The sequence below is a fragment of the Streptomyces sp. NPDC096339 genome (assembly GCF_044762985.1).
Lineage (GTDB): Bacteria > Actinomycetota > Actinomycetes > Streptomycetales > Streptomycetaceae > Streptomyces.
The window spans coordinates 175,700-202,262 of sequence record NZ_JBIWFI010000001.1; the positions used below are offsets into that span (position 1 = coordinate 175,700).

The following is a 26,563-nucleotide window of genomic DNA, read 5'->3' on the forward strand; positions in this document are numbered from 1 at the left end:
AAGGGCGGACACCCCATGCGCGTCATACCCCTCGTATGGCCCTTAGGCGGCGGTCGCGGCTCGGCTGCGGACGACGCGGTGCGGCTCTACTACAGCCGCAAGACACAGGAGATCCTGCACAAGTACGGTCCGGGCCCACGTGTCCATTTCCACGTGGGGCTGTATCCGGACGGCCCACCGGACACCACCGTCGCCCAGAGCACTCTGAAGCGGGGCCTGTTCGACGCGCAGGAGCGGATAGTCGACCACGCGGCACGGTCCTGGGGCGCGTACGAGGCGCCTCCCCGGCGGCTGCTCGACATCGGCTGCGGCCTGGGCGGCACCTCGCTCTACTGGGCGCAGGAGCACGGGGCGTCGGTCACCAGCCTCACCGTCGCACCGGAACACCTCCCGATCGTGCGGCGCTTCGCCCGTCGCACCGGGGTCGCGGAGCGCGTGGAGCCGGTACTGGCGGACGTCCACGACCTGGACGAGACCCGCGCGTACGACGCCGTCTACGCCAACGAGAGCAGCGGATACACCGACCGGGCACGGCTGTTCGAGGTCGTCGCCAAGGCCCTCGTACCCGGTGGCTGGTTCGGGATCCAGGAGCACTTCGTGGGCGCGTCCGAGTGGCGGGATTTCATGGACGGCTACTACAGGACGCGGCTCGGCCGGCGCGCCGAGTACCTGGCCGCGGCCGAGGCGGCCGGCTTCGAACTGGTACAGGACGAGGACGTGACGGACTCGGTGGCGGAGTTCTGGGTGCAGTCCATGGCCTGGAACACCGCCGAACTCGACCGGCTCAGGGCGGACCCGGGCGCCGAGCCCGGAGCCTGGACCGCCGACCGGCTCGAACAATCGACGATCGCGCACAGCAAGTTCTTCCGGCTGTGGCGCGACCACGCGGTGGAGACGCGGCTGCTGCGCTTCCGGATCGGCGGTGGCCGATGACCGCGCCGCCCCGGCCCTCGCGCCTCGGCGCGGGCCTGCCGCCCTTCTACTGCCCCCTGGCGCGCGACCTCGTCCATCCCGACGCGAAGGAAGTGGAGGCCCGGGCGGTCGAGTGGCTCGACGCCTTCGGCCTGTACCCGGATCCGGTCGAGCGCTCATGGGGGCTCGCCACCCACAGCGCCGACTTCTCCTGCCGCGTCATCCCCGACGGGGACACGGAAGCGGTCCTGCTGTTCACCGAGTGGAACTACTGGGCCAACGCCGTCGACGACTGGCAGGATTCCGGTTCCGACGAGGTGGGGACGGCGGCCGTCGTCGAGCACGGGGCGCGACTGCTGCGCACCATCGAGGACCCCGGTGCGTCTCTGCTGCCCGAGGGGCCCATGACCCGGGCGCTGCTGGACCTGGTCGGCCGTACCCACGCCCTGCTCGCCCCTTACGAGCTGCGCAGATTCGTCGAGGGGACACGGGACTGGCTGCTCGGGGCGGCCTGGCGCGCCGCCCGGGCGGAGGAGGGGTCGATGCCGGGGCTGAACGACTTCGTCGCGATGGGGCCGCTCGCGAACGGCACACGGTTCTCATTGACCTGGTCGGACGTCGCCCGCCGGGACCGGCTGCCGGCGGATGTCCTCTGCTCCCCCGCCCTGACGGCACTGACGGACGCGGCCGGCTTCGTCGTCAGCGCGGACAACGACCTCTTCTCCTACGACAAGGACGACCACCTGGAACCGCGCGAGGTGAACCTCGTCAACGTCTACGCCCACCAGGAGGGCTGCTCACCGGCCGAGGCGGTACCGCTCGCCGTGGCGCTGCGTGATCGGGTGATGGCCCTCTTCCTCCTGCTACGGGCGCGCCTGGAGCACGACGCGGACCACGAACTGCGCCGTCATCTCGCGGCGTTGGGCCACTACATTGCCGGCTCCATCGCGTGGCAGACCCGCGCACCCCGGTATGCCAGCCCGCGCAACCGCTACGAACTGCCGCTCGTGGAAGCCGCGTTCACGGTCAGGTTCGCCGACGGCCCGAGCTCCACCGGGACCGAGCCGCCGGACCTGCCGGCCCTGGCGGGCTGGTGGCGGCACCTCCGCGACTGAGCGGTGGAACAGAGAGGGCCCCGGCCGGTGCGGACGGGGCCCTCGGTACGCGGGTCGGGCTCAGCGGCGGCCGAACAGCCGGCGCCACCAGCTGACACCACGGCGCCCGCGACCGCGACCGCGGGCGCGGGCGACTGCGACCGCGGGCGGCGCCGTCGGCTGCGGCGGGATCACCGGGTGGACGGGGTGCCCGGCCGGCCGCTCCACCGGGAACTGCGGGGCCGGGGTGGCCGGCGTGCGCGGGGCGAACCGGACCGGCAGGGACAGAAGGTGACGTGACATCAGGGTGCCCCGCCACTGGAGTTCGCTCGCGTCGACCGCAAGCTGAAGGTCGGGCAGTCGGTCCAGCAGGACCTCGATACCGGTGTCCGCGATGGCGCGCCCGATGTCCTGACCCGGGCACTCGTGCGGGCCGCTGCTGAAGGCCAGGTGGGAGCGGTTGCCGTGGACGGACGCGGCCGGATCGGGACGGATCTGCGGATCGGCGTTGCCCGCGGCCAGGCCGAGCAGGATCATGTCCCCGGCCTTCACCTGCTGACCGCCGAGCACGGTGTCGCCGGTGGCCCAGCGACCGATGATCGTGTTGATCGGCGGGTCGTCCCAGAGGACCTGCTCCAGGGCGTCCGGCAGGGTCATGTGGCCGCCGGAGAGGCTCGCCCGGAACCGCGGGTCGGTCAGTACGGTGCGCAGCGTGTTGGCGATCAGGTTGGCGGTCGTCTCGTAGGCCGCGATCAGCACGACGCGCAGGTGCATGAGCACTTCGGTGTCGTTGAGGTCCGCCGGGTGCTCGATCAGCCAGGAGGCGAGGTCGCGGGCCGGCTTGGCTTTGCGCTCCACGACGAGGTTCTGCAGCGTGGTGGTGACGTAGCGATCGCTCTGGAGGGCCGTCTCCGTCCCCTGGAGCATGTCGCGCGCCGCGTTGACCAGGAGCGGCCCGTGTTCGTCGGGTGCCCCGATGAGCTGCGTCATGACCAGCATGGGGAGCTGGTCGGAGAAGGCGGACACCAGGTCGGCGTACCCCTCGGCCGCGATCTGGTCCACGAGCTGGTTGGCGAAGCGCGTCACGTAGCGGCGGATGCCGCGCTTGTCGAAGCGTTCCAGGGACTCCACCACGGCCCCGCGGAGCCGTTCGTGGACGGGACCGTCGGTGAAGTTGCACACCGGCACCCAGGAGACCATGGGGCCGAGCGGGGTGTCGGCCGGCACCCGGCCCTCTCTCAGGTCGCGCCAGCCGCGGGGGTCGCGCGCGAAGCGTGACGACGTGCGGGCGACGTCCAGGTTCTCCCGGTGGCCGAGGACCAGCCAGGCCGGGAGGTCGCCGCTCACCAGGACCGGGGCCACCGGGCCGTGTTCGGTCCTCAGCTTCTCGTACAGGGCGAGGGGGTCCGCCTGGGCTTCCGCTCCGTGCAGGCGGTGCAGGCCGGCGGCGCTCGCCGCGGCGTGGGCGGGGCACTCGGGCGGTGGGGTGGGGGTGGTGCTCACATTGCCTCCTGGGTGGCTGCCTGGGAGTGGAGGTAGCGCATGAGGGTCAGCAGTACGTCGCGGGACGAGTCCCGCCTTCTGGCGTCGCAGACGAGGATCGGGACGGCGGGCGGCAGGTCGAGGGCCTCGCGCAGCTCCTCCAGCGGATGCTCGGGCGCCCCGGGGAAGGAGTTGACGGCCACGACGAAGGGGACGCCACGCTCCTCCAGCCGTCCGATGACGTCGAAGCTGATCTCCAGCCGGCGGGTGTCGAGGAGTACGACGGCGCCGAGCGCGCCTTCGAACAGCCCGCGCCACAGGAACCAGAAGCGCTCCTGGCCGGGTGTCCCGAACAGGTACAGCACGAGTTCGTCGTTGATGCTGATGCGGCCGAAGTCCATGGCCACGGTGGTGGTGATCTTGCGGGCGACGCCCCAGGTGTCGTCGACGCCGACGCCGGCCCTGGTCATCGTCTCCTCGGTGGTCAGCGGCTTGATCTCGCTGACCGCACCGACCATCGTGGTCTTGCCCACGCCGAAACCGCCCACGATGACGACCTTCACGGCCGCGGCGGCCGTCTGCGGCAGTATGTCCGCCTCGCGCGGCCCGGCGGGCGGGTCAGAGCTTCTGAAGTCCATCGATCACTGCCTCGATCAGAGCAAGGTCGGGTAGCTGCGCGGCGGGAACGGGCGGGCGGACGTGCACGCGTTGGGCGGCCACCAGGTCTCCCACCAGCACGGTGACGACACTGACGGGCAGGCCCACGTACGCGGCGATCTCGGCCACCGACAGCGGTGACTGGCACATCCGCAGGATGGAGGCCTGCTCGGGTTGCATCTCGGGCCGGGGAGGCCCCTTGGCCACCACTAAGGTCACCAGGTCCAGCCGGACGGAGGTGGAAGGCCCACTGCGTCCGCCGGTGATGACGTACAGCCGTTCGGGACTGCTCTCCTCCCAGCTTGCGGGCGGCTCATTCACGCGGGCTGCCCGTCATGCCGAGGCGGGCTGCTGAGGTGGTCCCCCATTCGGGACACCAGGTTGCGCATCTGCGCGCCCATCAAGCCCGCGTCAACACCCTCGTCGGCGAGGACCGCGAGGTAGGAGCCGTCTCCGGCGGCCATCAGGTAGAAGAACCCGCCGTCCATCTCGATCACGACCAGCCGCATTCTGCCCCCGGAGTCGGGCAGTTCGGCGGCGACCGCTCCCGCGAGGCTCTGCAGGCCCGCGCAGGCGGCCGCAAGGCGGTCGGCCGTGTCCGTCTCGGCCCCGTACTGCGCCACACAGAGCCCGTCCGCGGACAGTACGATCACGTGCCGCGTCTGCGGCACGCCGGCGGCCAGGTCCTTGAGCATCCAGTCCATGCTGCTTCGCTGAGTCATCACTGTTTACGCCCCTTTGGTCGCTGAACCCGACGATTCCTCGGCGCCCGGTGCGTCCTGGCCGGGCTCACCGGCCAGTCCGCTGTGGAACGCCTCCAGCCACATCCCGGGGCCGTTGTCGTCCGCCGGCTGCGGCCTCGGGGCCGGCCGGACGTCGGAGGTGGTGACGCGGTCCTTCCGGCGCCGCTGCGGCAGACCGCTCGAGGTGCGTTCGGAAGTCGGCCCGCCGCCGACGGGCATCGGCCCGGGCATCGGACCCGGCGCCGGAGCCGGCCGGGGCACGGACACGCCGGCGGACCCCGCGTCGACGGGGTGCTCGCGCGGTGTGGCGGCCACCGCCCTGGGCCCCGAGGAGGAGCCGATGCCGTGGGCGAGACCCGTCGCCGCGGACGCTGTGGTGATCAGGTGCTGCGGCACGATGACCACGGCGCGGACGCCGCCGTACGCGGAGGAACGCAGTGACACCTGGAACCCGTACGCCTGTGCCAGGCGGCCGACCACGGCCAGACCCAGCCGCGGCGTCTCGCCCAGGTCGTTGAGGTCGATGCCGGACTGCGCCTGCGCGAGCATCTTCTCAGCGCGAGCCCGGGCCTCCTCGCTCATGCTGAGGCCGCCGTCCTCGATCTCCACGGCGATGCCCGACTGCACCTCGACGGCGGTGAGGTGGACCCGGGTGTGCGGCGGGGAGTAGCGGGTGGCGTTGTCCAGCAGCTCCGCGAGGGTGTGGATCAGCGGTTCGACGACCGGGCCGACGACGGCGACCTCGGTGACCGAGTGGAGTTCCACGCGTTGGTAGTCGATGATCCGCGACATCGCGCCGCGCATCACGCTGTAGAGGGTGACGGCCCTGCTCCACTGCCGGCCGGGGCGCGCTCCGCCGAGGACCGAGATGGAGTCGGCGAGCCTGCCGATGAGGGCAGTGCCGTGGTCGAGCCGCAGAAGGTCGCCGAACACGTCCGGGTTGCGGCCGTGCCGGTCCTCCATCTCGCGCATCTCGTGGGCCTGCTGATGGACGATCGCCTGCACGCGGCGGGCAACGTTCACGAACGCCCGCTGCGCCGAGTCGCGCAGGCTCTCTTCGTTGTCGACGGCATCGACGACGTGGGCCAGTACGGCCTGGAGGGCGGCCCTGAAGCGGGGGGTGAGGGCGGCGTCGTCGCCCCAGCGGTTGCCGTGGCCGGCGCGGCCGCCCAGGGAGATGAGCACCTCCTCGGCCACCTCGCCCCGGCGCAGTCGCTCGATGGCCTCGGGGAGTACGTCGGCGGACAGGCGGGTCGCCTCGGTCTCCTGGCGGGCCAAGGTGTGCTGGAGTGCGGCGATCCGGGCGCCGCGGGCGGCGAGCGCGCGGCCGCGCCGCAAGGCTTCGACGAACACCGCGGCGGCGCACAGCGCGCCGGCGGCGATCAGGATGGTGCCGACCGGCTCGGAGGAGGAAACAAGCGCCCCGACCAGGCAGACGGCGGCCAGGGACGCGATCGCGGGCAGCGCCCGGCTCGCTCCCACCTCCGGGTGGACCGTTCCGGGTGGAATGTCTCTATGCTCCATCGGCGTCCTCGAATTATCGGAAAAGGGTTACCTTCTGACCGGTGGGCGGGAGCATAACTACGCCCAACTGCTCGCACGGGCGCTTTTGTTGGAGTTCATCGGACCGAAGGAACCGCTACGAGCCATCTCCGGCGACGGTTTTCGGCCGCCGCGCCGGGAGGTTCTCGGCGGCGGGCGGAGTAAGGGGAGGTCGACGGCCCGTCGGCGCATCGGAGGCACTGGCCTCCGCCCCCTTGACCCCGCCGGCATCGGCCCCACAGCCCGGTCGCGAAGTGGCGCCCCGGACGGAAATACGCTACGGCCTGCCAACGGCGCGTGCCTGCCCACTGCGACACCGCGTCAGACGGCAGTTCCACCCTCTGCTCGGCGTCCCCCGGCGACGCAACACCGTCGAGCGGGCCGACAACAAGCTCAGGAGCCGCGGAGCCGTCGACGCCGGATACGCAAAGCGCGGCCACGTGGCTCTCGGCACCGTCACCGCTGCTGCCTTGGTCATCTGCTTTCGGACATGACCGGCGACCGGGCGGCTACCGGCTCGCGGGAACGGCTTGTCGAACCGCACCGCCCGGGCGTCCGCCAGAGGCACGCGGAACTCCGACCCGCAGCAGTCGGCGTACGCGATCTCGAGTCATCAACTCAGTCGCCGGACCGACTGCGTCCGCCGTCCAGGTCGAGGGTGGCGACCGCGCCCCCCTCCGGAGCGTTCGCGAAGGCCAGCCTGGCACCGAGGACGCCCGCCTGCCCGAGCGCGATGGTCAGCCCGAGTCCGTGCCCGCGCCCCCGCTCGGGGCTTCCCGTACGAAAGCGCTGCGGGCCTTCCGTGAGCAGGGCAGCGGGATAGCCGGGCCCCTGGTCCCGTACGAGGATCCGCGCGCCCGTGGCGGTGGCCTCCACGGCGACTTCGACGGGGTCGGCCCCGTGCCGGTGGGCGTTGGTGACGAGGTTGACCACGATCCGTTCCACCCGGCGCGGGTCGGTCTCCAGGATCCTCGTGGTACGGACCGCCACGGCGGTCGGCGTCCCCGTACGGCTGACGATGTCGGTGACCAGTTCGCCCAGCGGCACCGCGTCGGTCCGCGCCCGCTCGGCCCCGGCGTCGAGCCGGGAGATCTCCAGGAGGTCCTCGACCAGCCCGTTCAGGGCCCGGGCACGGTCCCGGACGAGCTCGGCCACCTCGTCGCCCTCCGGGAGAAGCCCGGCGGCGGTGGACAACCCCATCAGCGGGGTGCGCAGTTCGTGCGCGACGTCCGCGGTGAAGCGGCGCTCGCCCTCCAGTTTTCGCTGAAGGGCCGCAGCCATCTCGTCCACTGCCGCCGACATCTCGGTGATCTCGTCACGGGCCCGGCCGCCCGGTCCGATCCGGGCGTCGAGGTCTCCGTCGGCGATGGCCCGGGCCGTGCGGGATCCCCGGCGCAGCCTGCGGTTCATCGGTTCGGTGGCCAGGGCGGCGAGCGGTACGACGACCAGGAGGGCGGCGAGCACAGCCTTGACGATGCTGCGGTCCAGGAGCTGGAGGCCGCGTACCTCGGAGCTCATGTCCGTCCGGGCGACGAGTACCCGGCCGCCCTCGACGGGCATGGCTGCCCACATCCAGTACCAGTTGGGGGGTTTGCGGTCGTTCCAGGTCGCGTACAGAGCGGCCGGGTCCTTGGCGGCCAGCGCCCGCGCGAGCGGTGCGTCGAGCCGCTCCGGAGTGAGGACTTCGACGTCGAGCGGCGCGCTGCCGGTGCGGGTGTACTCGCGCTCCGCGGCCGCCAGGCGAGCGGAGAGGCGTTCGTTCCAGGTGCGGTCGCTTCGTTCGGCCATCGCCTGGTGGACGAGGACGCCGATCACGGCGGCCACCGCGCAGCAGGCGGCCGCGGTCAGGGCGGCGATTTTCCAGCGTAGGGCGCGGGGGTTGAAGAGTGCCATGGGTACGGTCGACCCCTCAGCCGCGGACGAGTTTGTAGCCGAAGCCCCGGACGGTCTCGATCCGCTCGGCTCCGATCTTCTTGCGCAGGCGCAACACGCACAGGTCCACGACCCGGGTGTCGCCCTCCCAGCCGTAGTCCCACACGTCCCTCAGGAGACGCCGGCGGTCGAGCACGGTGCCGGGAGCCGCCGCGAACTCCAGCAGCAGCCGCAGCTCGGTGGGGGTCAGCGGAACGGGCCGCCCGCCCCGGTATACCTCCAGACCGAGGGTGTTCACGGACAGGTCCCCGAAGACCAGCTCCCCGGGGGTCGTCGCGGCATCCGCGGAGACGACTGCGGGATGCGCCGGTCCGGCTCCCCGCGCCGGAGTCGTCTCCGGTTCGGCGGGCCGGAAGGTGGCGCGGCGCAGCAGCGTCCGGATGCGGGCGACGAGGACGGGGGTGTCGACGGGTTTGACGACATAGTCGTCGGCGCCCGCCTCCAGTCCGGACACCACGTCGAGGGCGTCCCCGCGCGCGGACATCATCAGGATCGGGACCAGGCTCTCCTCGCGGATCCGGCGGCAGAGCCCGATGCCGTCGAGCTCGGGCAGCATCACGTCCAGGATCAGCAGGTCGTACCTGCCGGCTCGGAACGCCTCCAGGCCGTCGAGTCCGTTGACGGCCACCGCGACCTGATAGCCGTACCGCTCCAGGGACAGCTGTACGGCGCGGCGGATGGTGGCGTCGTCCTCGACGACGAGGACGCTGACGGGGTCTGGGACCCGGGGTGCCGACACGCCACCTACCTGCTCGGAAACGGACATTTATGGAGTCCATCCTATTCAGTGGGGTCTGTGGTGCGGTCACAGCCGGAGGGAGGCCGCGACGGGGAGGTGGTCGCTGCCGGTAGCGGGAAGGGTCCACGCGGAGGTCGTGCTCATCCCCTTCACCAGGATCTGGTCGATGCGGACCACGGGGAACCGAGCCGGCCAGGTGAAGCCGAAGCCGGCGCCCGCCTCGCGCTGCGCGGAGGTCAGCTGGGAGGTCACCGGTCGCAGGGCCGAGTCCTCCGCCGTCCCGTTGAAGTCACCCATCACGACGACCCGGGCCAGCGTCTCGGCCCGCACGGCCGCGGCCAGCTTCCGGGCCGCATCATTGCGGCGGTCGGTGGTGAATCCGGCATCCGGGGTCACGCGTACCGAAGCGAGATGGGCGGCGTAGACCGCGACGGGGCCGCCCGGGGTCTCGACGGTGGCCCGTACGGCACGCGTCCACGGCATGATCGGCACCGCTTCCACACCGTTCAGCGGGTGCTTGCTCCACAGTCTGACGCCGAGGGTGTCGGAGCGGTACGGATAGCCGGCGGCGAGCTCGCGCTCGTAAACGGGCGTGGCCTTCGAGGACATCTCCTCCAGGGCCAGGACGTCCGCGCCCGATGCGGCGAGCGCTCGCGCGGTCCGGGCCGGGTCGGGATTCTCCTCGTCCACGTTGTGACTGACCACGGTGAAGTTCCCGCCGCCTGATCGCTCGGAACGCTCGGATCGCTTGTCGGTGAGGGTGCCGCCGAAGAGGCAGCCCCAGACGATCGCGGGGGCCAGGACGGCGACGGCCGCGAGCCGGGAGCGGCGTACCGCCGCCGTCAGGAGGAGGACGGGGACGCTCAGCCCGGCCCAGGGAAGGAAGGTCTGGAACAGGCTGCCGAGGTTGACGGCCCCGTTCGGGATCCAGGTGTGCAGGGCCATCGTCAGAGCCGCGCACACCGCGCCGGCGGCGATCAGCAGGCCACGGCGGGTAGCCACGGGTGCGCGGAAGCGGCCGGCGGGACGAGGCGGAAGCGGGCCTGGCGGCTCCTCTTCCCCAGTGGCCTCAGAACGGTACGGGGTGCTCAGCACGGCAATTGCCTTCCGATGTCGCGTGCGCCGGTGATCCGGTACCGGCACAGCCTCGGAGACACGCGCTTCCAGGGCGTCAGGAGAGCCCTTCGGGGGCCACGCAGTTGCGTTTCAGCTGGGTATCGGCCATACGGAGAGCCTGACGACGCACGGGAACGGCCGCCTCGAACAGGGCCTTGGGAATGGTGCGTTCGCCTGCTGAACCGATGTCCGCTCAGTCGTCAAAGTGGAGTTCAGGTCGCGTCCACAGGGTGAGGTCGCTGCTGGTGGCGACCGCCAGGGTGAGTCCGGAGGGAGAGAACCCGGCTGCGCGGAGTTCTGAGTATTCGGAGTGGAAGATGTGCCACCACGTCCCTCCCGCCTGACCTTTGTGAGGCCGGCCATCGGTGGAGAGGATGACGCGGTCGTGGGGCCACTCGGGGCTGACGACGTCCAGGGTCCAGCCATCTGGGGTGGTGCTGTGCAGGCCACCACCGAACAGCCCGGCGATACGCACCGGCGTGCCCTCGATCGGGCCGATCCCGGGACAGGTGAGATCCGGCGACGCATCGGGAGTGCTGGTGTCGGGGTCCGGGTCCCGATCGCGGGCGACCTTCTCGCCGGTGACCGTGTCGAAGAGTCCATGGCCGTCGCTGGATACGACCATGACAAGTTCGTGCCCGGTGTCGGGATGCACGGCGAAGCCGATGCCGAGCAGACCCCCGATGGGGGTCCTGCGGTCCAGCACCGGCTCCCACGGCTCCGGCGCCGGCATGACGGCCGCTGCGATGTAGCGCTCGCGCAGCATCTGCTGGTACTTCGTGATCAACTCGTCTCCCCGGGGGCTTTCCGTGTCGAGGGCCAGACCACAACGTGACGACGGAATTGCCCAACCGGGGACAACAACCGCGTCCCGTCAGCATCAGAGAGGCAGACCGTCACCCCTCTCCTGTGACATCTGACGTGTCCCGGCACACCCTACGGGCCGACGCCTCGCCACTCCGACGAGGTGATCGCGAAGGCGCAGAGGTACTGCGCCGGCGACGAGCGGAGGAAGTCCCGCCTACCTCTTCGGCGCGTTCTGACCGCAGAGAAGGCCTCTACGGGCCTTACAGGGCCCTGCCGCACCCCGTCCAGACGACAGTGCGGGCGCCGCCATCAAGGCGGTCCGCAGAGGGAGTTGCTCAATACCACCCCATACACAGGGCCTCAGCGGCGCGGTCTTCGCCCACGCGCCAGCAGGCCGGTCGGAACGAACCGAAGCGCAGGGCCAGGCCGGACGCCGTCGCCGCAGTAGTGCTGCGAGACCGGCCGTGGCCGCCCCATGCCTGGTCGACGGCGCCGCGACCCTCAGCGTGGTCCTCGGATGCTGTCGATGATGCGAGTCCAGTTGTCGCCGCCGTATCCGTCCTCGATCGCGCGCCGGTAGTGGGCCTGCACTGCCAGTGGGAGCGCGAGGTCAAGGCCGATCGACGCGCTGGTCTCGACGATGTGGTCCGACGTCGCACCCATCATGGTGACCGTGCTGAGCTCACCGGGATGCTCTCCTGCATCGAGCGCGGTGCCCGGGTTCACTTCACCCGCCCTCAGGATGGCGCCGATCGAGTCTGCTGCCCAGAGCAGTTCGGGCAGCGCTTCCCTGGCCTTCATCCCTGCGGTCCCCAGCATCGCGGTGGCGTGCATCAGGGCGGACAAGCTGGAGAGAAACAGCGTGAGTTGCGCCTGATACATCATCTGGGCGAGGCCGGGGTCCTCGCCCAGGTACCTCGGTGTTCCGAGCAACGTCAAGGTCGCCAGGTGGCTCTTCAACACCTCCGCGCGCCCGCTGTAGTAGACATAGGAGTCCTCCGTTCCGACCATCGGCGCGGGGACCATGACACCTCCGGTGAGGAAAGCGGCGCCGCGGCCGGCTGCCCAGGCTGCCGCCTCGCGTGTGCGGTCGGGAGTGTCGGAGCTCAGGTTGACCAGCGTCCTGCCGGCGAGCATTTCGCCGGCGCTGTCGAGGACGTCGTACATCGCCTGGTAGTCGGTGAGGCTGAGGATCACGAGGCCACTCGCCTCGACCGCCTCACCGGGTGTCGCCGCGAGCACGGCTCCGCTGGTGACGACGACGTCGGCCCGACTCGCGGTGCGGTTCCATACGGTGACCGGGTGGCCGGCGGTGAGGAGGGTGCGTGTCATCGCCTGGCCCATCGGGCCGAGTCCGATCACGGTCACAGGGCTGTTCTGGCTGGTGGTGCGCTTCTGTCGTTCGTTCACCCCTCCATGCTCGGAAAGTGCGACCATTCTCGGAAGTACCCACTATTTTCTGCGGTACTTACCTTTTAGTAAGGGGAACCGTGATGGCCAGGGCACCGAGGAGCGGGCCTTACATCTGCGGCATCGACGCCGCGCTGGACGTGGTGAGCGGCAAGTGGAAGGGGCTGATCCTCTGGGAGCTGGACGCACGCCGTGTACTCCGCTTCGCCGAGCTCCGTCGTGGTCTGCCCGGCGTGAGCGAGAAGATGCTGACGCAGCACCTGCGTGAGATGGAGGCGGACGGCCTCGTACACCGGGAGGTCTATGCCGAGGTGCCGCCGCGGGTCGAGTACTCCCTTACCGAACACGGACGCACGCTCAACCAAGCGCTTGGGCCGCTCGGCGCCTGGGGAGTCGAGCGCATCCGCCGTGAGGGCTCCGAAACGGTTGCGGTCGACAACGCCTCACATGTCTGAGCGCCCCGCCCACCTACCCCGCGCGTGCCCCACATGAAATCGCGGGACGAGGCACTGCCTCCCTCGCCATCCGTGGAGGCACAGGAGGCGTCGCCGAGGTCATCCCTCATCCTCTGCACGTGTCGAGCTTGTTCCGGGGTCTGGCACGAGTTCCGCGATCGCTGCCGCTGAGCGTCACCCGAGGAGGACGCGTTCACAGAGGAGGGGGAAGCCTGCACGGCCGAACACCTACCGTTTCAACATCTTGATCCGGTTCGTTACTCCTTCTACGGGTCCGGAGTTCCAGTGGGTGGTCAGCCCTGCGGTGACCCGCGGTGAGACCCGTTGCGAGTCTGGCCGCGAAGGTGGTGATGCCGGGCAGCCGTGCCGTCCCGGCGGCGGTGTTGCGGGCTTGCCGCCCCTCCGGATCGAGGTTGGCGGGGTGCCGAGTGAGCCGGCCGGTGACCTGCCGGATGGACGGAGGCGCGGGGGTCGGCGGGACGGTATGGGCAGCGGGCAGGGCATAACGGATCCAGCCCGCCAGGATCGTGTAGCCGCCGTGGAAGCCGCGAAGGAACGCCGGCCAACTGCCCGGCCCCACCGACTTCGCACTCCACATGCTCCGCGACCTCGACGCCGAGATCGCCGGACTCACCCCTCGCTGGAGCTCCGGCAGCATCGCAAGCGCGGTCAATCGCTCGGAAAGATCAAGAGGCAGCCATACGGACGAGCCGGCTGCCACCTGCTCCGGAAGATGATCCTGCTCCAGAAGGAGCTTGTAGTGTGGGGAGACTGTCATGAGGGGGTGATCGTCATAAGCAAGCGACGGTACGTGGCCAGGGGCGTACCCGGCGGGTATCGCATTTGGGACAACAAAGGGCAGCGGTGGTGGGGCGACCACTACGAGCTCTGCCCTGACGCCCTCCTGACGGAGTTGAACGGCGCCGCCGAACCCGCGAAGCTCACCGCTCTCCTCAAGCGGTACCGAGCACAGAAACGCTGACGGAGCGAGCGACCGGTTTGGAGCACGGTTGGGGTGGCGTGGCCGAACTGGCCTCGGCCGACGTGTTTGACTGCTCGATGAGCGGCGGCAGCGTCCAGCTCAGCACTTCGCCCCTTGGACGGCTGACCCGCTCACCTGATGTCCGGGCAGCACCTCCTCGAACTTCGAGGTATCGCTCCGCGTTCCGATCTCCAAGATCTGTGCCAGAACCCGAAACTCAGCGACATCACTCTCCCGTGAACGGGGCGTTCCTGCCGCTGGGCATCAGACGCTGTTGGAAACTCACCGACAAAGCCGGTCGGCCCGAGCAGCGTTCCGGCCTACCGCACCGAGCCGAGTAGGAGCACGATGACAGCGCAGCTCAGAGTCATCGCGCCACCAAAGGCGACGGCGCCCCGGCTGATGGATGCCGGCACGCTGCACCCGTCCCAGCGGGCAAGGACTGCCGCAGCTGCAGCGACCAGTGCGGACAGGGCGACGCAAACGGCAAGAACTGTGACGAGCAGTACGGTGTGCGTCGGGTTCATGACTGGGCACTCTCCCATCTGGGGGAACTGGGTGCGTGATGGTCCGGGAGGGATTCGGACCGAGGACGGTACGACTGTGTCGCCGCGCAATGCAGCAATCCAGGCGGCGAGGGTTCTACCGACAACAAGCCGGCGTTGTCCGAGAACAACCCGGGGTTGTCCGGGAACAACTGGGGGACTGGATGGGGCGCAGCACGCGGAGACCGGGTAGGCCGTGGTCCCCTCCACGTGGGGACTGCGTGGAGATCAACGACTTGGTACAGGAGATTCGCCGGTGGTTGGGCGAGACGGGACTGTCGGTACAGGAGGCACATGACAGGCTCCTGCCAGAACACTTTCAAGACCGGCGTGTGCCCCATCTGCGTGTGTTCCGGACCATGTTGCAGGGCGAGAAGCTGACCTGGGATCTGGTTGAAGCTGTTGCCGATGTGTGTTTCCCCGAGGAGATCGGCAACCTGGCCGATCAGCGGCGGCGCGACGCTCGGGCGATATGGGACAAGGCGCAAGCCGAGCCCACACCGCTGGGTGAGCCGAACGGGTCCTCGAAGGAACTGCTGGCTGAGAAGGAACGCACGATCCGTGTCTACGAAGAGCTGATCCGAGTACAGAACGCCTACCACGTCAGTGAGCAGGGACGCCAACATGCCCTGCAGGTCGCCACCGTGATGTTTGCGCAGCTGGGACAGGCCCATGCGCAGGTCGCCGCTCTGTCCCGGCAGGTGGAGCGGGCGGTGGGAGCGCTGTCTGCAACGGGTGAACTGGACATGATGCGAAAGCAGTTGGAGCGGGCCCAGGGGCAGGAATTCGACCTTCGAGAGCAACTGGAACGCGCGATCAGGGACCGCGATCGATACCAGGAAGTAGCGGATCGCGCCGCCCGGCACATCGCGACACTCGAGAGCGCCCTCCGCCGGTTCGACGGACAGGTGGAGTCTGTCAACGCTCCCGCGGTGGATGTCCAGCCCCTCGGACTGGAGACGCACGTGAGCGATGCCGCCCTTGATGCTGTCGAGGCAACTCTGCGCAAGGCGCGCGACGTTCTTGACCGAGAGCAGGAGGCAGTGCGGGAGGCGGCCGAGCATGTTGGCTGGACAACCCGACCTGCCCCACAGTTCACCGAGCCGCTTATGACGGTGGTCCGTGGGCAAGTCGTGCGTTCGCCGGGCGATCTTTCCGATGTCCATCCAGTGGCGGCCTTGCCGGAGAGAGCCCGCACCGAGCCACGGGGCGTCAGGCTCCCCGTTCGCAACGGTATTCCTCCACGCAACCGCCATTTCACGGGGCGAGAGCATTTCCTTGGCGCTCTGCGAGACGTTTTCGGCACCGCCGGGCAGTCCGCTGCGTGCGTCTTGACCGGCATGGGCGGCTGCGGCAAGACCCAGCTTGCCATTGAGTACGTCTATCAGAACTTGTCCGACTACGACCTCGTGTGGTGGATTCCGGCTCAGAATCGCGACATGGTAAGGGAGCACCTCGCCGCTCTCGCGCCTGCCCTTGGGCTGATGATCGGGCCGAGCCACGAGTCCCGCATTCGCGGCGTTTTGGCGGAATTGAGCAGACACGATGGACTCCGCTGGCTGATCGTCCTCGACAACGCCGATGATCCAGAAGGTGTCCGCGACCTCGTTCCCTCCGGCCCTGGACACGTGCTTGTCACGTCACATCGGCAGGGCTGGAAGAGTGAACCCGTCACCCACCTCCCCGTCCCGGTGTACGCACGGAAGGAGAGCATCGACCACCTCCGAAGCCGAATTCCAGGAATCGGCATCACGGACGCCCACAACCTGTCCGAGACCCTGGGAGACATCCCGCTGGCCATCGAACAGGCGGCCGCTTGGATTAACAATACCGACATGCCGGTCCGGGAATACATAACGCTCATCGAGCGAAAAATCAAGGAACTCACGGAACTGAGAGATGCGAAGGATCCAGCCGACCCTGAGAAGCCTGTCGGCGAGGCATGGAATATCTCGATAAACCATCTCGAGGAACGTATGCCAGAAGCTCTCACGCTACTCAAACTTGGCACCTTCTTCGCCCATTCCGGGATTCGCATCAGTCTGCTTCATCGGATCGCATACTCGGCCTGGAACGCTGACCCCGAAGCCCTTCACGCCTCACTGCTTGAGCTGGCGCGTTACGCCCTGGTCCGCCTCGATTACAAGCAGGATGATGCAGCCGAGCGCACTGCCGACGCGGCCATCCTGCAGATGCATCGACTGGTGCAGGCGGTCGTCCGCAACCGGCTCTCCGACGACGAACGGCGCACGCTGTCCGGACTGGCCCGGCAGGCGCTGGCGATGGCAGACCCGGGCAATCCTTCAGACCCGGAGCAGTGGCCGATGTACGCAGAACTGATTCCGCACTTGGACGCCTCGGGCGTTTTGGACAGCACCGAGCCGGATCTGGACACCTTCCGACGCAACTGTCTTCGCTATCTGTACACAACACGCAGTTGAGGCGAGTGCCTTGCCATTGCGGGATCCGCTCGGCGCCGCGAAGTCCGGTTCGCAGGTCAGGCAGGTCGTCTCGGACCAGTACAGGGCTCGAGTCTGTGCGTCGCCGACCGGGACAACCGCGAAGTTCCCGCCGATGCCGAAGATGTCTTCGCTCGTCTCAGCAGCGGTCTGGAACTTCTTGATGTCCGCCACGACCAGCCGGGCGATCGTATGGGTGGAATCCCTGCAGACAGCACGTCCCTTGATGCCCAAGGAGGGTCGACCTCGTCGAATTTGGGAGGCCCGCCGCCGCGGATGCCGCGCTTCTTGCGGTTGCGGATCTGGTCGGACCTCTCGGGGATGGTGCAGCTGATCCCGCGTCTGACGACCCGCGCTCGGCGCGATCGACAAGGACTGGACCTGCCCCTGGCCAATCGACGGGCAGCGCCACCACCGCATCCTGGCCGACCTGGTCGACGCCGACGGCCACCTGCCCGACATCGACCCCGGCGTGCTCATGGACGGCGACGACATCGGACGGTGGCTCCACCGGCAGAGGCAGCCGACCACCTGGGCCCGACCTCCTCCCCGAGCAGCAGAAGCGGCTCACCGCACTGGGCGAAGAACCCGCCCAGACGCCGCCTCCGGCCCGGCAGCCAGGCATGGAGCGTGATGACACCACTCTCGTCCCGGCTACCGTCGTCCGCTTCCACCACGGAGGCAAACCCATCGTCGCCGCCTGCCCTGTCGGCCCGTCCCGCAGCCGGAGCGGCTCAACCCAGGACGGCCTCGCCCAGCAGTCGAGCCGTGTCGGCGACGAGCTTGCTGTCGTTCGGCCCCTGCGGTGCCTCCGGCCTGGTCGTCAGGACCGCCATCACCACCGGCACACCGGCCGGGCTCCAGACCACGCCCACGTCGTTGGCGACTCCGTACGCGCTGCCGCCGCCGGTCTTGTCGGCCAGCCTCCAGCCCGGCAGGCCCTCCTTGAACCGCTGGGTGTTGGTGGTGTTGGCGAGAAGCCAGTCGGTGAGCCGGTCCCTGTCCGTGCGGGGCAGTGCGCCGCCGAGCAGCAGCCGGGTGTAGGTCTCGCCGATGGCGCGCGGGCTGGTGGTGTCCTCGGTGCGCCAGGGTTCGGCGGAGTTCAGGGCCGGTTCCCAGCGGTCGAGCCGGGTGACGCGGTCGCCGAGGGACCGGGCGAAGCGGGTGATCGCGGTCGGTCCGCCCAGCTCGCGCAGGAGCAGATTGCCCGCGAGGTTGTCGCTCTGGCTCACCGCAGCCGCACACAGGGCCTCGACCGTCATCCCGTCGGCCACGTGGTCCTTGGTGACTGGGGCCCACTCGGCCGCCTCGACCTCGGCTGCGGTGTAGTGGATCCGGCGGGCCAGGAACTCCCCGTCGCGGTCGAGGTCCCGCAGGACCGCCGCCGCGGCCAGCGGCTTGAACACTGAGCAGACCGGGAAGAGCTCCTCCGCCCGGTTGACCACCGTGCGGCCGGTTAACTGATTGCGGGCGTAGACGCCGATGCGGGCGCCGTGCTCCCTTTCCATGTCCCGCAGCCGGCGCAGGGTGCCCGGGCCGACGCCCGGTCGGCTGTCCGCGGATGCCCGACCGGCGGCGCCGGTACCGAGGGCGGCCAGGACCCCGGTACCGAGGGCCAGGACCGTACGCCGAGACGGACGGCTTGCCACGCGCTTCACATCGTCTCCTCACCGTTGATCAACACTACGGGAGGAAACACGCGAACCGCCCCAGGACGGTTGCACCCCTCCACAACGCCGAGACGGAACCGGCCCCGAGGCTTCCCCGGAGGGCGGGTTCGGGGTCACGCGCGGCGACGGTCGCCCGCTGCCGACCAGGCGCGGACGGTGAGGGATGGCGAGTGCCACGTCGGGTCTGGAGCAGCACCGGCCCGCCCGGCACGGCCGGCGTGAACGCCACGGGCCATGGGACGGGGTAGCCGGGGCCTGGAGCAAAGCCCCAGAACCATCCCCGCTGCTGGCAGTTGCGCGCCCGGACCGGCGGGAGCGCCGGCAAGCGGGGCGGACACAGGAGCGGGCGGCGGCCCTGAGGGGCCGGAGCGCGGGCCGCGTCAGCGGGCCGCCTTGATCAAGGCATGAAAGTCTGAACAGCCGGTTTCCATCACGTCTGTTCGGCCCCAACCTGGCAGCGGTGGCGACGGCCTCGCGAAGCCCCGTACAGCGACGGGGCTTCGCCCTTCCACAGAACCGCCGATTCATCGAAGCTCGGCGGTGTTCCTCAGACGGGCACAGGAAGAACCTCTCTTCATTCCACCAGTCACCCGAATGATGCGAGTTCACAATCTTGAGCCGGGCGGATTTCTCCGAAGGGCAATATCGCCGCTACGCAACAGTTCCGCCGCCACGGGTCCGACCCTCTCGACTCCCCACTCCGTTTCAACAATGACAGCCCAGGAGCGCGCCCATTTGAATAGCCGATTCGCCATTTCGGAAAAGTCGTCCAACTGCCCGCGATTGCCGAAATCAGCATACGACGAAGCAGGCATGGAATAGAACCGCCCCGGATAAAGGAGGCCGTCGGCGATTTTCGAGAACCACCATTCAACGACAGGGTTCGTCTGGATATCCAGCATCCACTCGCCAGTCGCTGCAATATGGCGCGGATGTAGGTCGTCAGCCAGCGAGAGAGGGCAGATGAACCTTCCTGCTCCGACTTCTTCCGCTTCCGCGACCTGGAAGCTTTCCGGATTACTGGCCCGCTCCCGGAGCACGAGTGATCCCAAATCATCCCTTACATACGCGTAGACCGCTGAATGATCACCTGGATGAAGGTAGACCTTGAGCTGCTTGCCTCGCACCGCCTACCTCGTCCCGTATGGATGGAAATTGATGGAAACCCCGTCGTTGATTACGCTCCATATATCCGACATGGCCTCGGTCTCCCGCATCACCGGTATCCCACCCTTGGTCTGCAACCCCACCTGGTGGATAGAGACGAGGTTGCCGTCAGCATCATAGGCGGCAACGTCAGCCGCACGCGTGGATTTGAATCCTCCGGGGGTGTCGAATGCCACTTCCCGCCTCGTTATGAAACCTTGGCTTTGCAGATCCCGCTCAACCTGGTCAATTACCGCCTGATGCCGCGGCCCACCCTTACGACCCCAAGGATTCATAGGGATACGCGGCTTACCGCCATCCGCGCACGTGCACTTTGTCGAGTGGGTCTTACCATTGGTGACTGCCGCGCCGCCGCAATTGTGCACCAGGACTGAGGTGGCGCCTGCGAGCACATAGTACGTGTGGAAGTCGTCGACGGTGAGGTTGTGTGTGGTGACGGCGTAGGGGTAGTTGCGGGTTGCCTGGACGGTGAGGGTTGTGCCGTCGGGCTGGCGGAGTTGCTCGCCCGGGGTGAAGTCGCCGGCGTCGAGCCATTTACGGCGTGTCTCACTCCAGTGCGGGTGGTGGGACGTGGAGGTGAGGGTGGCCGGCGGGCCGCGGGGGTTGGCGTCGTCGGTGAGGGCGAGGTCGGTGAATTCCTTGTCGTCGGGGGTGGTGATGGTCGCCGTGACGGTCTTGGGCTTCGTTGCGCCGGTCTGCGGGTCGGTCGCCAGGACCTTGTCGCCTACCTCGACGTCCTCGATCGCTTTGGTCGTGCCGTCGGCCATTTGGACGTGCGTGCCGGTGGGGAAGCTGTTCCTCTGGACGGAGCAGGACGCGCCGGACTCGGAGTCGCCCGCCCGTGAATCCGAGCCTCCGCCGCTCTTCTCGGCGTCGGCATCGCCCTTGCTGCTCTTGGACTCGGTGCCCGCGGAGTCGCTGGCCTTCTCCGTTCCGGCTTTCTCGTCTGCTGCTTTTCGTGCTTTGGCGGCTGCTGCGGCTGCTTCGTTCTCGGCCTTCTTGGCTTTGGTGAAGGCTTCCATGGCCTTGGCGGCTCTGCGTTCGCCGGCGTTGATGGCGTCGTAGGTCTTGTTCAGCTCTTTGTAGATCTTGAAGGCCTTGATGCCGACCTTGATGGCCTTGAAGAGCTTGCCCCAGGGGACGGCGTTGAGGGCAGTGTTGATGCAGGCCATGACGTCGCCCTTGGTGAAGCAGTCGCGGGCGTCGTTGTAGCCGATCAGGTCGCCGATCAGGTCGACGACCTCGTGCTTCAGGTCGTCGCGCTTCCTCTTGGCCTGGTTGAGCTCGTGGTTGGCGTTGTTCAGCTCCGTCGTCTCTTTACTGGAGCCGCTCTCCTCGTGGGTGATCGTCGCGGGATCGACGCCCAATGACTGTGCGTTACGGGCACAGGCAGCCTGGCTCGTGCAGTCGTCCAGCTTCAGCCCGGTCGGGTCCGCCGCGTTGATCGGACTGTTGTTGGCGTACGCGTATGCGTTCCACTGCTGCGGATCGCCCGCGTCGATGATGGGGTCGGGGCTGATGAAGCGGCCCGTGGTGGGGTCGTACTCGCGGGCGCCGAGGAGGGTGAAGCCGGTGGCCTTCTCCTTGGTGCCGCCGACGAAGCCCTTGTCTCCGGCCCAGGCGCCGGCGGCGGGCTGGGTGCCGCGGTCGTTGCCGAAGGGGTCGGTGGGGCGGCGGATGTGGGTCAGGTCGTTGGCGTCGAACTGGACGCTGTTGGTGCCGTGGTGGTCCGAGGACTGGTAGGCGAGGGTGGATGCGCCCGCGGAGGTGCTGCGGGTGATGGACAGGCCGCCGGGGGCGGCGTAGGTGCGGACGTTGGAGACCTTGCCGGTGGCGGTGTCCAGGGTGATCTGGTCGGTGCCGAGGTTGAGGGTGGTCTTGCCCGGGTCTCGGCGGATGAGCTGGTTGCCGCCGGTGTCGTAGAGGTAGCTGGTGCCCGCGCTCTCGCCGGTGCCGGTGATCTTGTCGAGCTTGCCCTGGTCGTTCCAGGTCAGGGTTTTGGTGCCCGGGGTGCTGGTGATCGAGGCGGTGTTGCCGGTGGCGTCGTAGGTGTAGGAGGTGACCTTCGTGCCGGTCGTACTGGTCTCGGTGGAGGTCGTCAGGGCGTGCGGGCCGCCCGTGCCGCCGCCCGTCTTCGGGTCGGTGGAGGGGGTGTTCGGGCCGGTGGCGAAGGTCTGGGTGACCGTCGTGTCCTTGGCCGCGTTCCCGGTGACGTCCTTCCTGACCAGCTTGGTGCGGTTGCCGATCTTGTCGTACTCGTACTTCTGCCAGTACGGGGCCGGGCCGCCCACGCTCGGCTTGCCGGTGCCGTCGACCGCGGGGCCGCCGGCGTTGTTGCAGCCGCCGATGCCCCGGACGCTGGGCTGCGCGGCCGTCGTGGTGGTGCCCGTGTCGGTCCAGGCCTGGGTCATGCGGCCGAGGTAGTCGGTGGTGAAGCACTGCAGGTCGCGGGCCGCGCCGTCCTGCGTGTTGCTGATCGAGGTCAGCTGACCGACCTTGTTGTAGGTGTAGTCGTTGACGTCGACATGGGCCGTGGGCGCGGTCTGCTTGTCCAGGAGCGTCCGGATGGGCCGGCCGGTCGCCTCGTCGTAGTCGGCGGTGGAGACGACCTGACTACCGGTGTCACCGACCGTGGTGCGGATGATCCGGCCGTACGGGTCGCGCTGGATGTCGACGACGTAGGGCGTCCTGATGCCGGCGATGTTGCCGCCCAGCGAGGAGAGGTTGCCCAAGTTGCTGATGCCGAAGGAGAGCGTCTCGGCGCCGAGGCCGGCCTTGGGGATCGCGGGCAGGGCCGTCCGCTTCAGCTGCCCGTACGCGTCGTAGGTGTTGGTGGTCTGGTACGTGCCCTGGAGCTCCTTCTCGGCCGCGGGGATGGTGACCTTCGTGCCGAGGGGCCGGTAGCCGCCGTCGTAGCCCGTGACCTCGGTGACGTAGGCGCTGCCGGAGGCGCCACCGGTGTAGCGGGTGCTCGTCGAAGGCTTGCCCAGTGCCTTGGTGTCGTACGTGAACGCGCCGACCTGCTTGGCCGGGTCCACCGCCGTGCCCTCGTACGTCGCGATCGTGCGGCCAAGGATGTCGCTGACCGTCGTCGCGCTCTTGCCTCGGGCGTCGGTGACCGTGACGAGGTTCTTGCTGTCGTCGTAGACCGTGGTGGCGATGCCCGAGTCCGGGTCGGTGGTTCTCACCGTGCGGCCGAGCAGGTCGTAGGTGAAGGTCCACTCGTTGTTGGCGGAGTCCTTGCGGGACACCTCCTTGCCCTGGGTGTTGCTGACGTAGGTCGTCTCGTCGTAGGCGCCGGTGGGGGTGTTGCCCTTGTACTGGCGCAGGACGGAGGTGGTGCCGTTGGTGATGGTCGCCGTGGCGTAGCCGCCGGCCGGCGGGATCGTGCGGACCTCGTCGGCGCCCGGGTACTCGGTCTTCGAACGCCACTGCTCGATGCCGTACGACTGGAAGACGGAGGCCGTGGTACGGCCGAGGCCGTCGAAGACCGAGACGGTCTGCGCGGGGATCTTGCTGTCCGGGTTGACCCCGCCGTTGGGCAGGAACAGGGCCCCGCCGGGAGCGGTCTCGTCGTTGTAGTACGGCGAGCTGGTCTTGACCTGCCGGCCGTGCGAGTCGAAGAGGGCGTCGGTGATCATGCGGCCGGGTGCGCCGGCGGGTGTGCTGGCCTGGGTCTGGCGGACGCGGCCGAGACCGTCGTAGATCGTGTAGCTGGAGGTGTAGGTCTGCAGTCCGGCCATGAGCGCCTGGCTCAGGACGGTGGTCGGCGCGTTGGTGCCGTTCATGGAGTAGGAGAACTTGCGGACCGGGAGGAAGGAGTTGGCCCGTTCCTGACCGGGTTGCCAGATCGCCACGACCCGGCCGAGCGCGTCGTAGTCCCGCTCGGCGACGTGGTTGTTCTCGTCGGTGGTCTTCAGGGGGAGGGCGCGGCCGGCATCGAGGGTGGTGGTCGTCTTCCAGCCCAGCGGGTTGGTGTGGACGACCTCGGTGGGCAGGGCGCCCGTGGCCGGCTTGTACTCCGTCCTGGTCACGGCGCCGTCCGGGTGGGCGGCGTCCTTGCGGACCTTGTTGGTCGAGGTGGTGACGCGGCCGTAGGCGTCGTAGGCGGAGGTGATGTTGAGGCGGTAGACGGGCTTGCCCGCGGCGTCGTACTTCTCCAGGACCTCGGTGCCGGTCTGGTCGGCGGTCGCGCCGCTCTGGCCGAGCACCAGGCCGTCGAAGTAGGCGCGGGTGTCGCCGACCGTGTTGGCGGCGGTCGGGGTCTGGCCGCAGGCCCCCTTGAGGATCAGGGTGCGGGAGGCGAGCTGGGTGAGTGCGCCTCCCGGGCCGCCGGCGTACTCGAAGGAGGTGCACAGCCGCTGGTCGGAGCGCGCGATGTCGCTGTTGTCGTCGACCTGGAGCGGCCGTGAGAAGAGCGTGGAGTCGTAGGTGGAGGTGCGCTCGCCGGTGCGCCAGGTGCCGTTCGCGAGTTTGGCGCGGCTGGTGACCTTGCCCGTGTTCGTCGCGCGGGCGGTGATCGCCGGCATGCCACCGGACTGGGCGCGGGTGGCCGTGATCGCGCCGAGCCAGGGGGTGGAGACCTCGTCGGCGATGACGGTACCGCCGTCACGGTCGTAGGTCTCGGTCTGGCGGACGAAGCCGGAGAGGACCTCTTCGTCCTTGATGGTGCCGCCCTGTGCGTCGGGCACGTTCACGCTGCGCTTGGTGCCGTTGGCGAGGACGTCGCCGTCCATGCCGCGCAGGAAGGTGGCGACGGACTTGGTGCGCGGGGCCTCGACCGCGTTGCCGCTACCCGTCCGGGTGGTGACCGTGGCGAAGCCGCGGAACTGGTCCCAGGTGCGGGTCTTGGGGTCGGTGAACTCCGAGTCGTTGCGGTGCCAGGCGATGCCGCCGCCGTACTCGTACTCGGTGACCGTGGAGACCTGGCCCGCGACCATGTCCTGCTGGGTGACGGACTGAACGATGATCTTGTTGAACCAGTCGTTGACCGGGTCGGGGTAGGACTGACCGGGCAGGTACCACTTGACCGGCATGCAGGCCATCGTGTTGCCGTCCTCGGACGACGGCATCGTGCCGTTGACCCGGGAGCACTCGGGAGCCTTGTAGACGACGTTGATCCGGCCGCCGGTCTCGGTGGTGATCGCCTGGATACGCGGTCGCCGGTAGGGAGGAGCCGAGGCCTGTGTGCCGTCCGGGCGCTTGACGACGCCGTCCACGCGGTTGGGGATCTGCAGCGGCTGGAAGGAGACGGCCGGGACGGTGATCTTCGTCTTGCCGTTCGAGCCGGTGCGCTGGATGGAGTCGAGCCACAGGCTCGGGGACGTGCCGTCGCCCGGTGTCTGGAAGGACTGGTTCAGGACGTACGAGTCGACCTGGCGGTAGGCGGTGCCGTCGAGGACCTCCGTACTGATCTCGGTGAACTTCTTCGTGGTGAAGTAGGTCGGCGAGAGGTTCAGGCACTGGCCGGTGGAGGCGCATTCCTGGTCGACGGGGGTGTCCGGCCACGACTTGGCGTTGGCCTTGGTGCGCTGTGCCGGGTCGCAGGTGATCGCGCCTTCGGGGACGCAGCGTTCGGCGTTCTTGATGATCACCTGGGCGGCGGGCTTGGCCGCGCCCTTCGCAGCGATCTGCTCGGGCAGGCGCTGGCCGTAGCCGATCCAGGTCGGGTAGGAGCCGCGCTGGTACTTCGTCGACGTGCCGGTGCCGTTGTTCTGGCCGCCGCCGCGCCCGTAGTGGTTGTCCTCCTGCTCGTAGCGGTAGGAGATCAGGTTCTGGTGCGGGTCCACGACGTAGTCGAGGTTCCACTGCCAGCCCAGCTGCTGCCATGTGCCGTTCGCCGGGGTCTGGGCTCCCAGGCACTTGTCCTGGCCGCTGTTGAAGTACACGGGCACGGTGGAGACGGACTTGGCCTCGGGGTCGGTGCCGTCGCCGCCGGGCAGGCGGTTGGATCCGAAGTAGTACTGCGTGCCGTCGGTCGTGGTGACCTTGAAGGCCTCGCCCTTCCAGGCCGCGTTGCGCTGGTCGGTCAGCCGCTCGATCTTCGTGCCGTCGTCACCCTGCAGGCGGTACACGCAGGTGGTGTCGTCGCGGACGATCTGGCCCGCGTGGCCGGCCAGCGAGAGGGAGAGGATGTCGCCGGCCCAGCACTCGTCACCCGAGTCCTTGATGCCCGCGTCCTTGCAGCCCTTGTACGAGCGGGAGATGGAGCCGGGGCTCCACTCCCAGCCGTCACCGATCGGGCCGGCCTGCGCGTTCGTGGACGCGGTACGGCCGTCGATCGACGCGGAGTCGTAGCCGAGAACGATGCTCGGGCCGGCTCCCGCGATGGACGACGGAACCTCGGCGGTGTAGCCGTAGGTGAAGTTCGCCGCGTTCGCCCCGGCCTGCCAGGAGGCCGACGGCAGCAACGGGGTCGCGGAGTAGTCGCCGGCGGCGCCGGATGGGCCCGCTTCGGCTGCCAGGACCACGCTCTGGGGTGCGGCCAGCGGGGCGGAGCCGGAGGCGTCACTGGCGGACTTCCCCGTGGGAGGGAGCTTGAGCACGGACGCAGCGGGGGCCTTCGGCACGTCGACCTCGGCGACCAGATGTCCGGCGGCGTCGCGCTGGGCGGCCACGGGAGTGCGTGTCGTACAGCCGTCAGCCGAGGGAGTGGTCAGGGCGCAGGACGGGAGTCGGACCAGACGGGCGCGATCGGCCCAGTTGGCCCCTGCGGACTTGCCCCATGCGGAGACGTCGAAGTTCAGCGTGACCTTGCCGGTGGAGGCCGCTTGGCCTGTATCGCTCAGGGAGATCAGCGCGCCGTTCACACCGGCCGCACGGGTTCCTACCTCGTCCTTCACCTCGACGCG

The 26,563-nt window shown here is 69.0% G+C and carries 18 protein-coding genes; 5 read left to right on the forward strand and 13 right to left on the reverse strand.

What is annotated here, in order from left to right:
* The first annotated feature begins 15 nt into the window (after nt 1-15).
* Together ACIQ5Y_RS00795 and ACIQ5Y_RS00800 are read left to right on the forward strand one after the other, a co-directional pair.
* Nucleotides 16-933, forward strand: coding sequence for an SAM-dependent methyltransferase (locus ACIQ5Y_RS00795; protein WP_403873434.1), 918 nt, complete (start codon nt 16-18; stop codon nt 931-933).
* Entirely contained in the window at nt 930-2,027 is a 1,098-nt protein-coding gene (locus tag ACIQ5Y_RS00800; RefSeq protein WP_403873437.1) for a hypothetical protein, read from the forward strand. Before ACIQ5Y_RS00795 ends, ACIQ5Y_RS00800 begins: the two co-directional genes overlap by 4 nt.
* Nucleotides 2,028-2,087: 60 nt before the next feature.
* On the opposite strand, the gene ACIQ5Y_RS00805 is transcribed toward ACIQ5Y_RS00800, so the two are convergent.
* The 10 genes from ACIQ5Y_RS00805 to ACIQ5Y_RS00850 form a co-directional block, all read right to left on the reverse strand.
* The gene (locus ACIQ5Y_RS00805; protein WP_403873440.1) at nt 2,088-3,509 is read right to left on the reverse strand and encodes a cytochrome P450; all 1,422 of its coding nucleotides are present in this window, start codon (nt 3,507-3,509) and stop codon (nt 2,088-2,090) included.
* Nucleotides 3,506-4,126 (reverse strand): GTP-binding protein, encoded by a 621-nt coding sequence (locus tag ACIQ5Y_RS00810; RefSeq protein WP_403873443.1) that lies wholly within the window; start codon nt 4,124-4,126, stop codon nt 3,506-3,508. Before ACIQ5Y_RS00810 ends, ACIQ5Y_RS00805 begins: the two co-directional genes overlap by 4 nt.
* Nucleotides 4,107-4,466 carry a DUF742 domain-containing protein gene (locus ACIQ5Y_RS00815; protein WP_403873446.1) on the reverse strand — a complete coding sequence of 120 codons (360 nt, stop codon included), beginning with the start codon at nt 4,464-4,466 and terminating at the stop codon, nt 4,107-4,109. Before ACIQ5Y_RS00815 ends, ACIQ5Y_RS00810 begins: the two co-directional genes overlap by 20 nt.
* Entirely contained in the window at nt 4,463-4,867 is a 405-nt protein-coding gene (locus tag ACIQ5Y_RS00820) for a roadblock/LC7 domain-containing protein (protein WP_403873449.1), read from the reverse strand. The genes ACIQ5Y_RS00815 and ACIQ5Y_RS00820 overlap by 4 nt, the downstream gene beginning before the upstream one ends.
* Nucleotides 4,868-4,873: 6 nt before the next feature.
* Nucleotides 4,874-6,412, reverse strand: a complete 1,539-nt coding sequence (locus ACIQ5Y_RS00825; RefSeq protein WP_403873452.1) for a sensor histidine kinase — start codon at nt 6,410-6,412, stop codon at nt 4,874-4,876.
* Between the two features lie 636 nt (nt 6,413-7,048).
* Nucleotides 7,049-8,323, reverse strand: a complete 1,275-nt coding sequence (locus ACIQ5Y_RS00830; protein WP_403873455.1) for a sensor histidine kinase — start codon at nt 8,321-8,323, stop codon at nt 7,049-7,051.
* 16 nt (nt 8,324-8,339) lie between these two features.
* Nucleotides 8,340-9,128, reverse strand: coding sequence for a two-component system response regulator CseB (gene cseB / locus ACIQ5Y_RS00835; protein WP_403873457.1), 789 nt, complete (start codon nt 9,126-9,128; stop codon nt 8,340-8,342).
* Between the two features lie 39 nt (nt 9,129-9,167).
* Nucleotides 9,168-10,046, reverse strand: coding sequence for an endonuclease/exonuclease/phosphatase family protein (locus ACIQ5Y_RS00840; protein WP_403874466.1), 879 nt, complete (start codon nt 10,044-10,046; stop codon nt 9,168-9,170).
* 364 nt (nt 10,047-10,410) lie between these two features.
* Nucleotides 10,411-11,004, reverse strand: a complete 594-nt coding sequence (locus tag ACIQ5Y_RS00845) for a hypothetical protein (protein WP_403873460.1) — start codon at nt 11,002-11,004, stop codon at nt 10,411-10,413.
* Between the two features lie 521 nt (nt 11,005-11,525).
* Entirely contained in the window at nt 11,526-12,434 is a 909-nt protein-coding gene (locus ACIQ5Y_RS00850; protein ID WP_403873463.1) for an NAD(P)-dependent oxidoreductase, read from the reverse strand.
* Between the two features lie 83 nt (nt 12,435-12,517).
* Here ACIQ5Y_RS00850 and ACIQ5Y_RS00855 point away from each other — a divergent pair, with 83 nt between their 5' ends.
* From ACIQ5Y_RS00855 to fxsT, 3 genes are all read left to right on the forward strand, one after another.
* Nucleotides 12,518-12,889, forward strand: a complete 372-nt coding sequence (locus ACIQ5Y_RS00855; RefSeq protein WP_403873466.1) for a winged helix-turn-helix transcriptional regulator — start codon at nt 12,518-12,520, stop codon at nt 12,887-12,889.
* A 793-nt stretch (nt 12,890-13,682) separates the two neighbouring features.
* Nucleotides 13,683-13,871, forward strand: a complete 189-nt coding sequence (locus ACIQ5Y_RS00860) for a hypothetical protein (protein WP_403874468.1) — start codon at nt 13,683-13,685, stop codon at nt 13,869-13,871.
* Between the two features lie 766 nt (nt 13,872-14,637).
* On the forward strand, nt 14,638-16,857 hold the full coding sequence (fxsT, locus tag ACIQ5Y_RS00865) for an FxSxx-COOH system tetratricopeptide repeat protein (RefSeq protein ID WP_403873469.1): 2,220 nt from the start codon (nt 14,638-14,640) through the stop codon (nt 16,855-16,857).
* Nucleotides 16,858-17,609: 752 nt separating this feature from the next.
* On the opposite strand, the gene bla is transcribed toward fxsT, so the two are convergent.
* The 3 genes from bla to ACIQ5Y_RS00880 all read right to left on the reverse strand — a co-directional run bounded on the left by bla (nt 17,610) and on the right by ACIQ5Y_RS00880 (nt 26,554).
* On the reverse strand, nt 17,610-18,533 hold the full coding sequence (bla, locus tag ACIQ5Y_RS00870; RefSeq protein ID WP_403873472.1) for a class A beta-lactamase: 924 nt from the start codon (nt 18,531-18,533) through the stop codon (nt 17,610-17,612).
* A gap of 617 nt (nt 18,534-19,150) precedes the next feature.
* Complete coding sequence (locus ACIQ5Y_RS00875; protein ID WP_403873475.1) at nt 19,151-19,672, reverse strand: hypothetical protein; 522 nt, start codon at nt 19,670-19,672, stop codon at nt 19,151-19,153.
* A gap of 3 nt (nt 19,673-19,675) precedes the next feature.
* The gene (locus tag ACIQ5Y_RS00880) at nt 19,676-26,554 is read right to left on the reverse strand and encodes a polymorphic toxin-type HINT domain-containing protein (RefSeq protein WP_403873478.1); all 6,879 of its coding nucleotides are present in this window, start codon (nt 26,552-26,554) and stop codon (nt 19,676-19,678) included.
* Nucleotides 26,555-26,563: the final 9 nt, after the last annotated feature.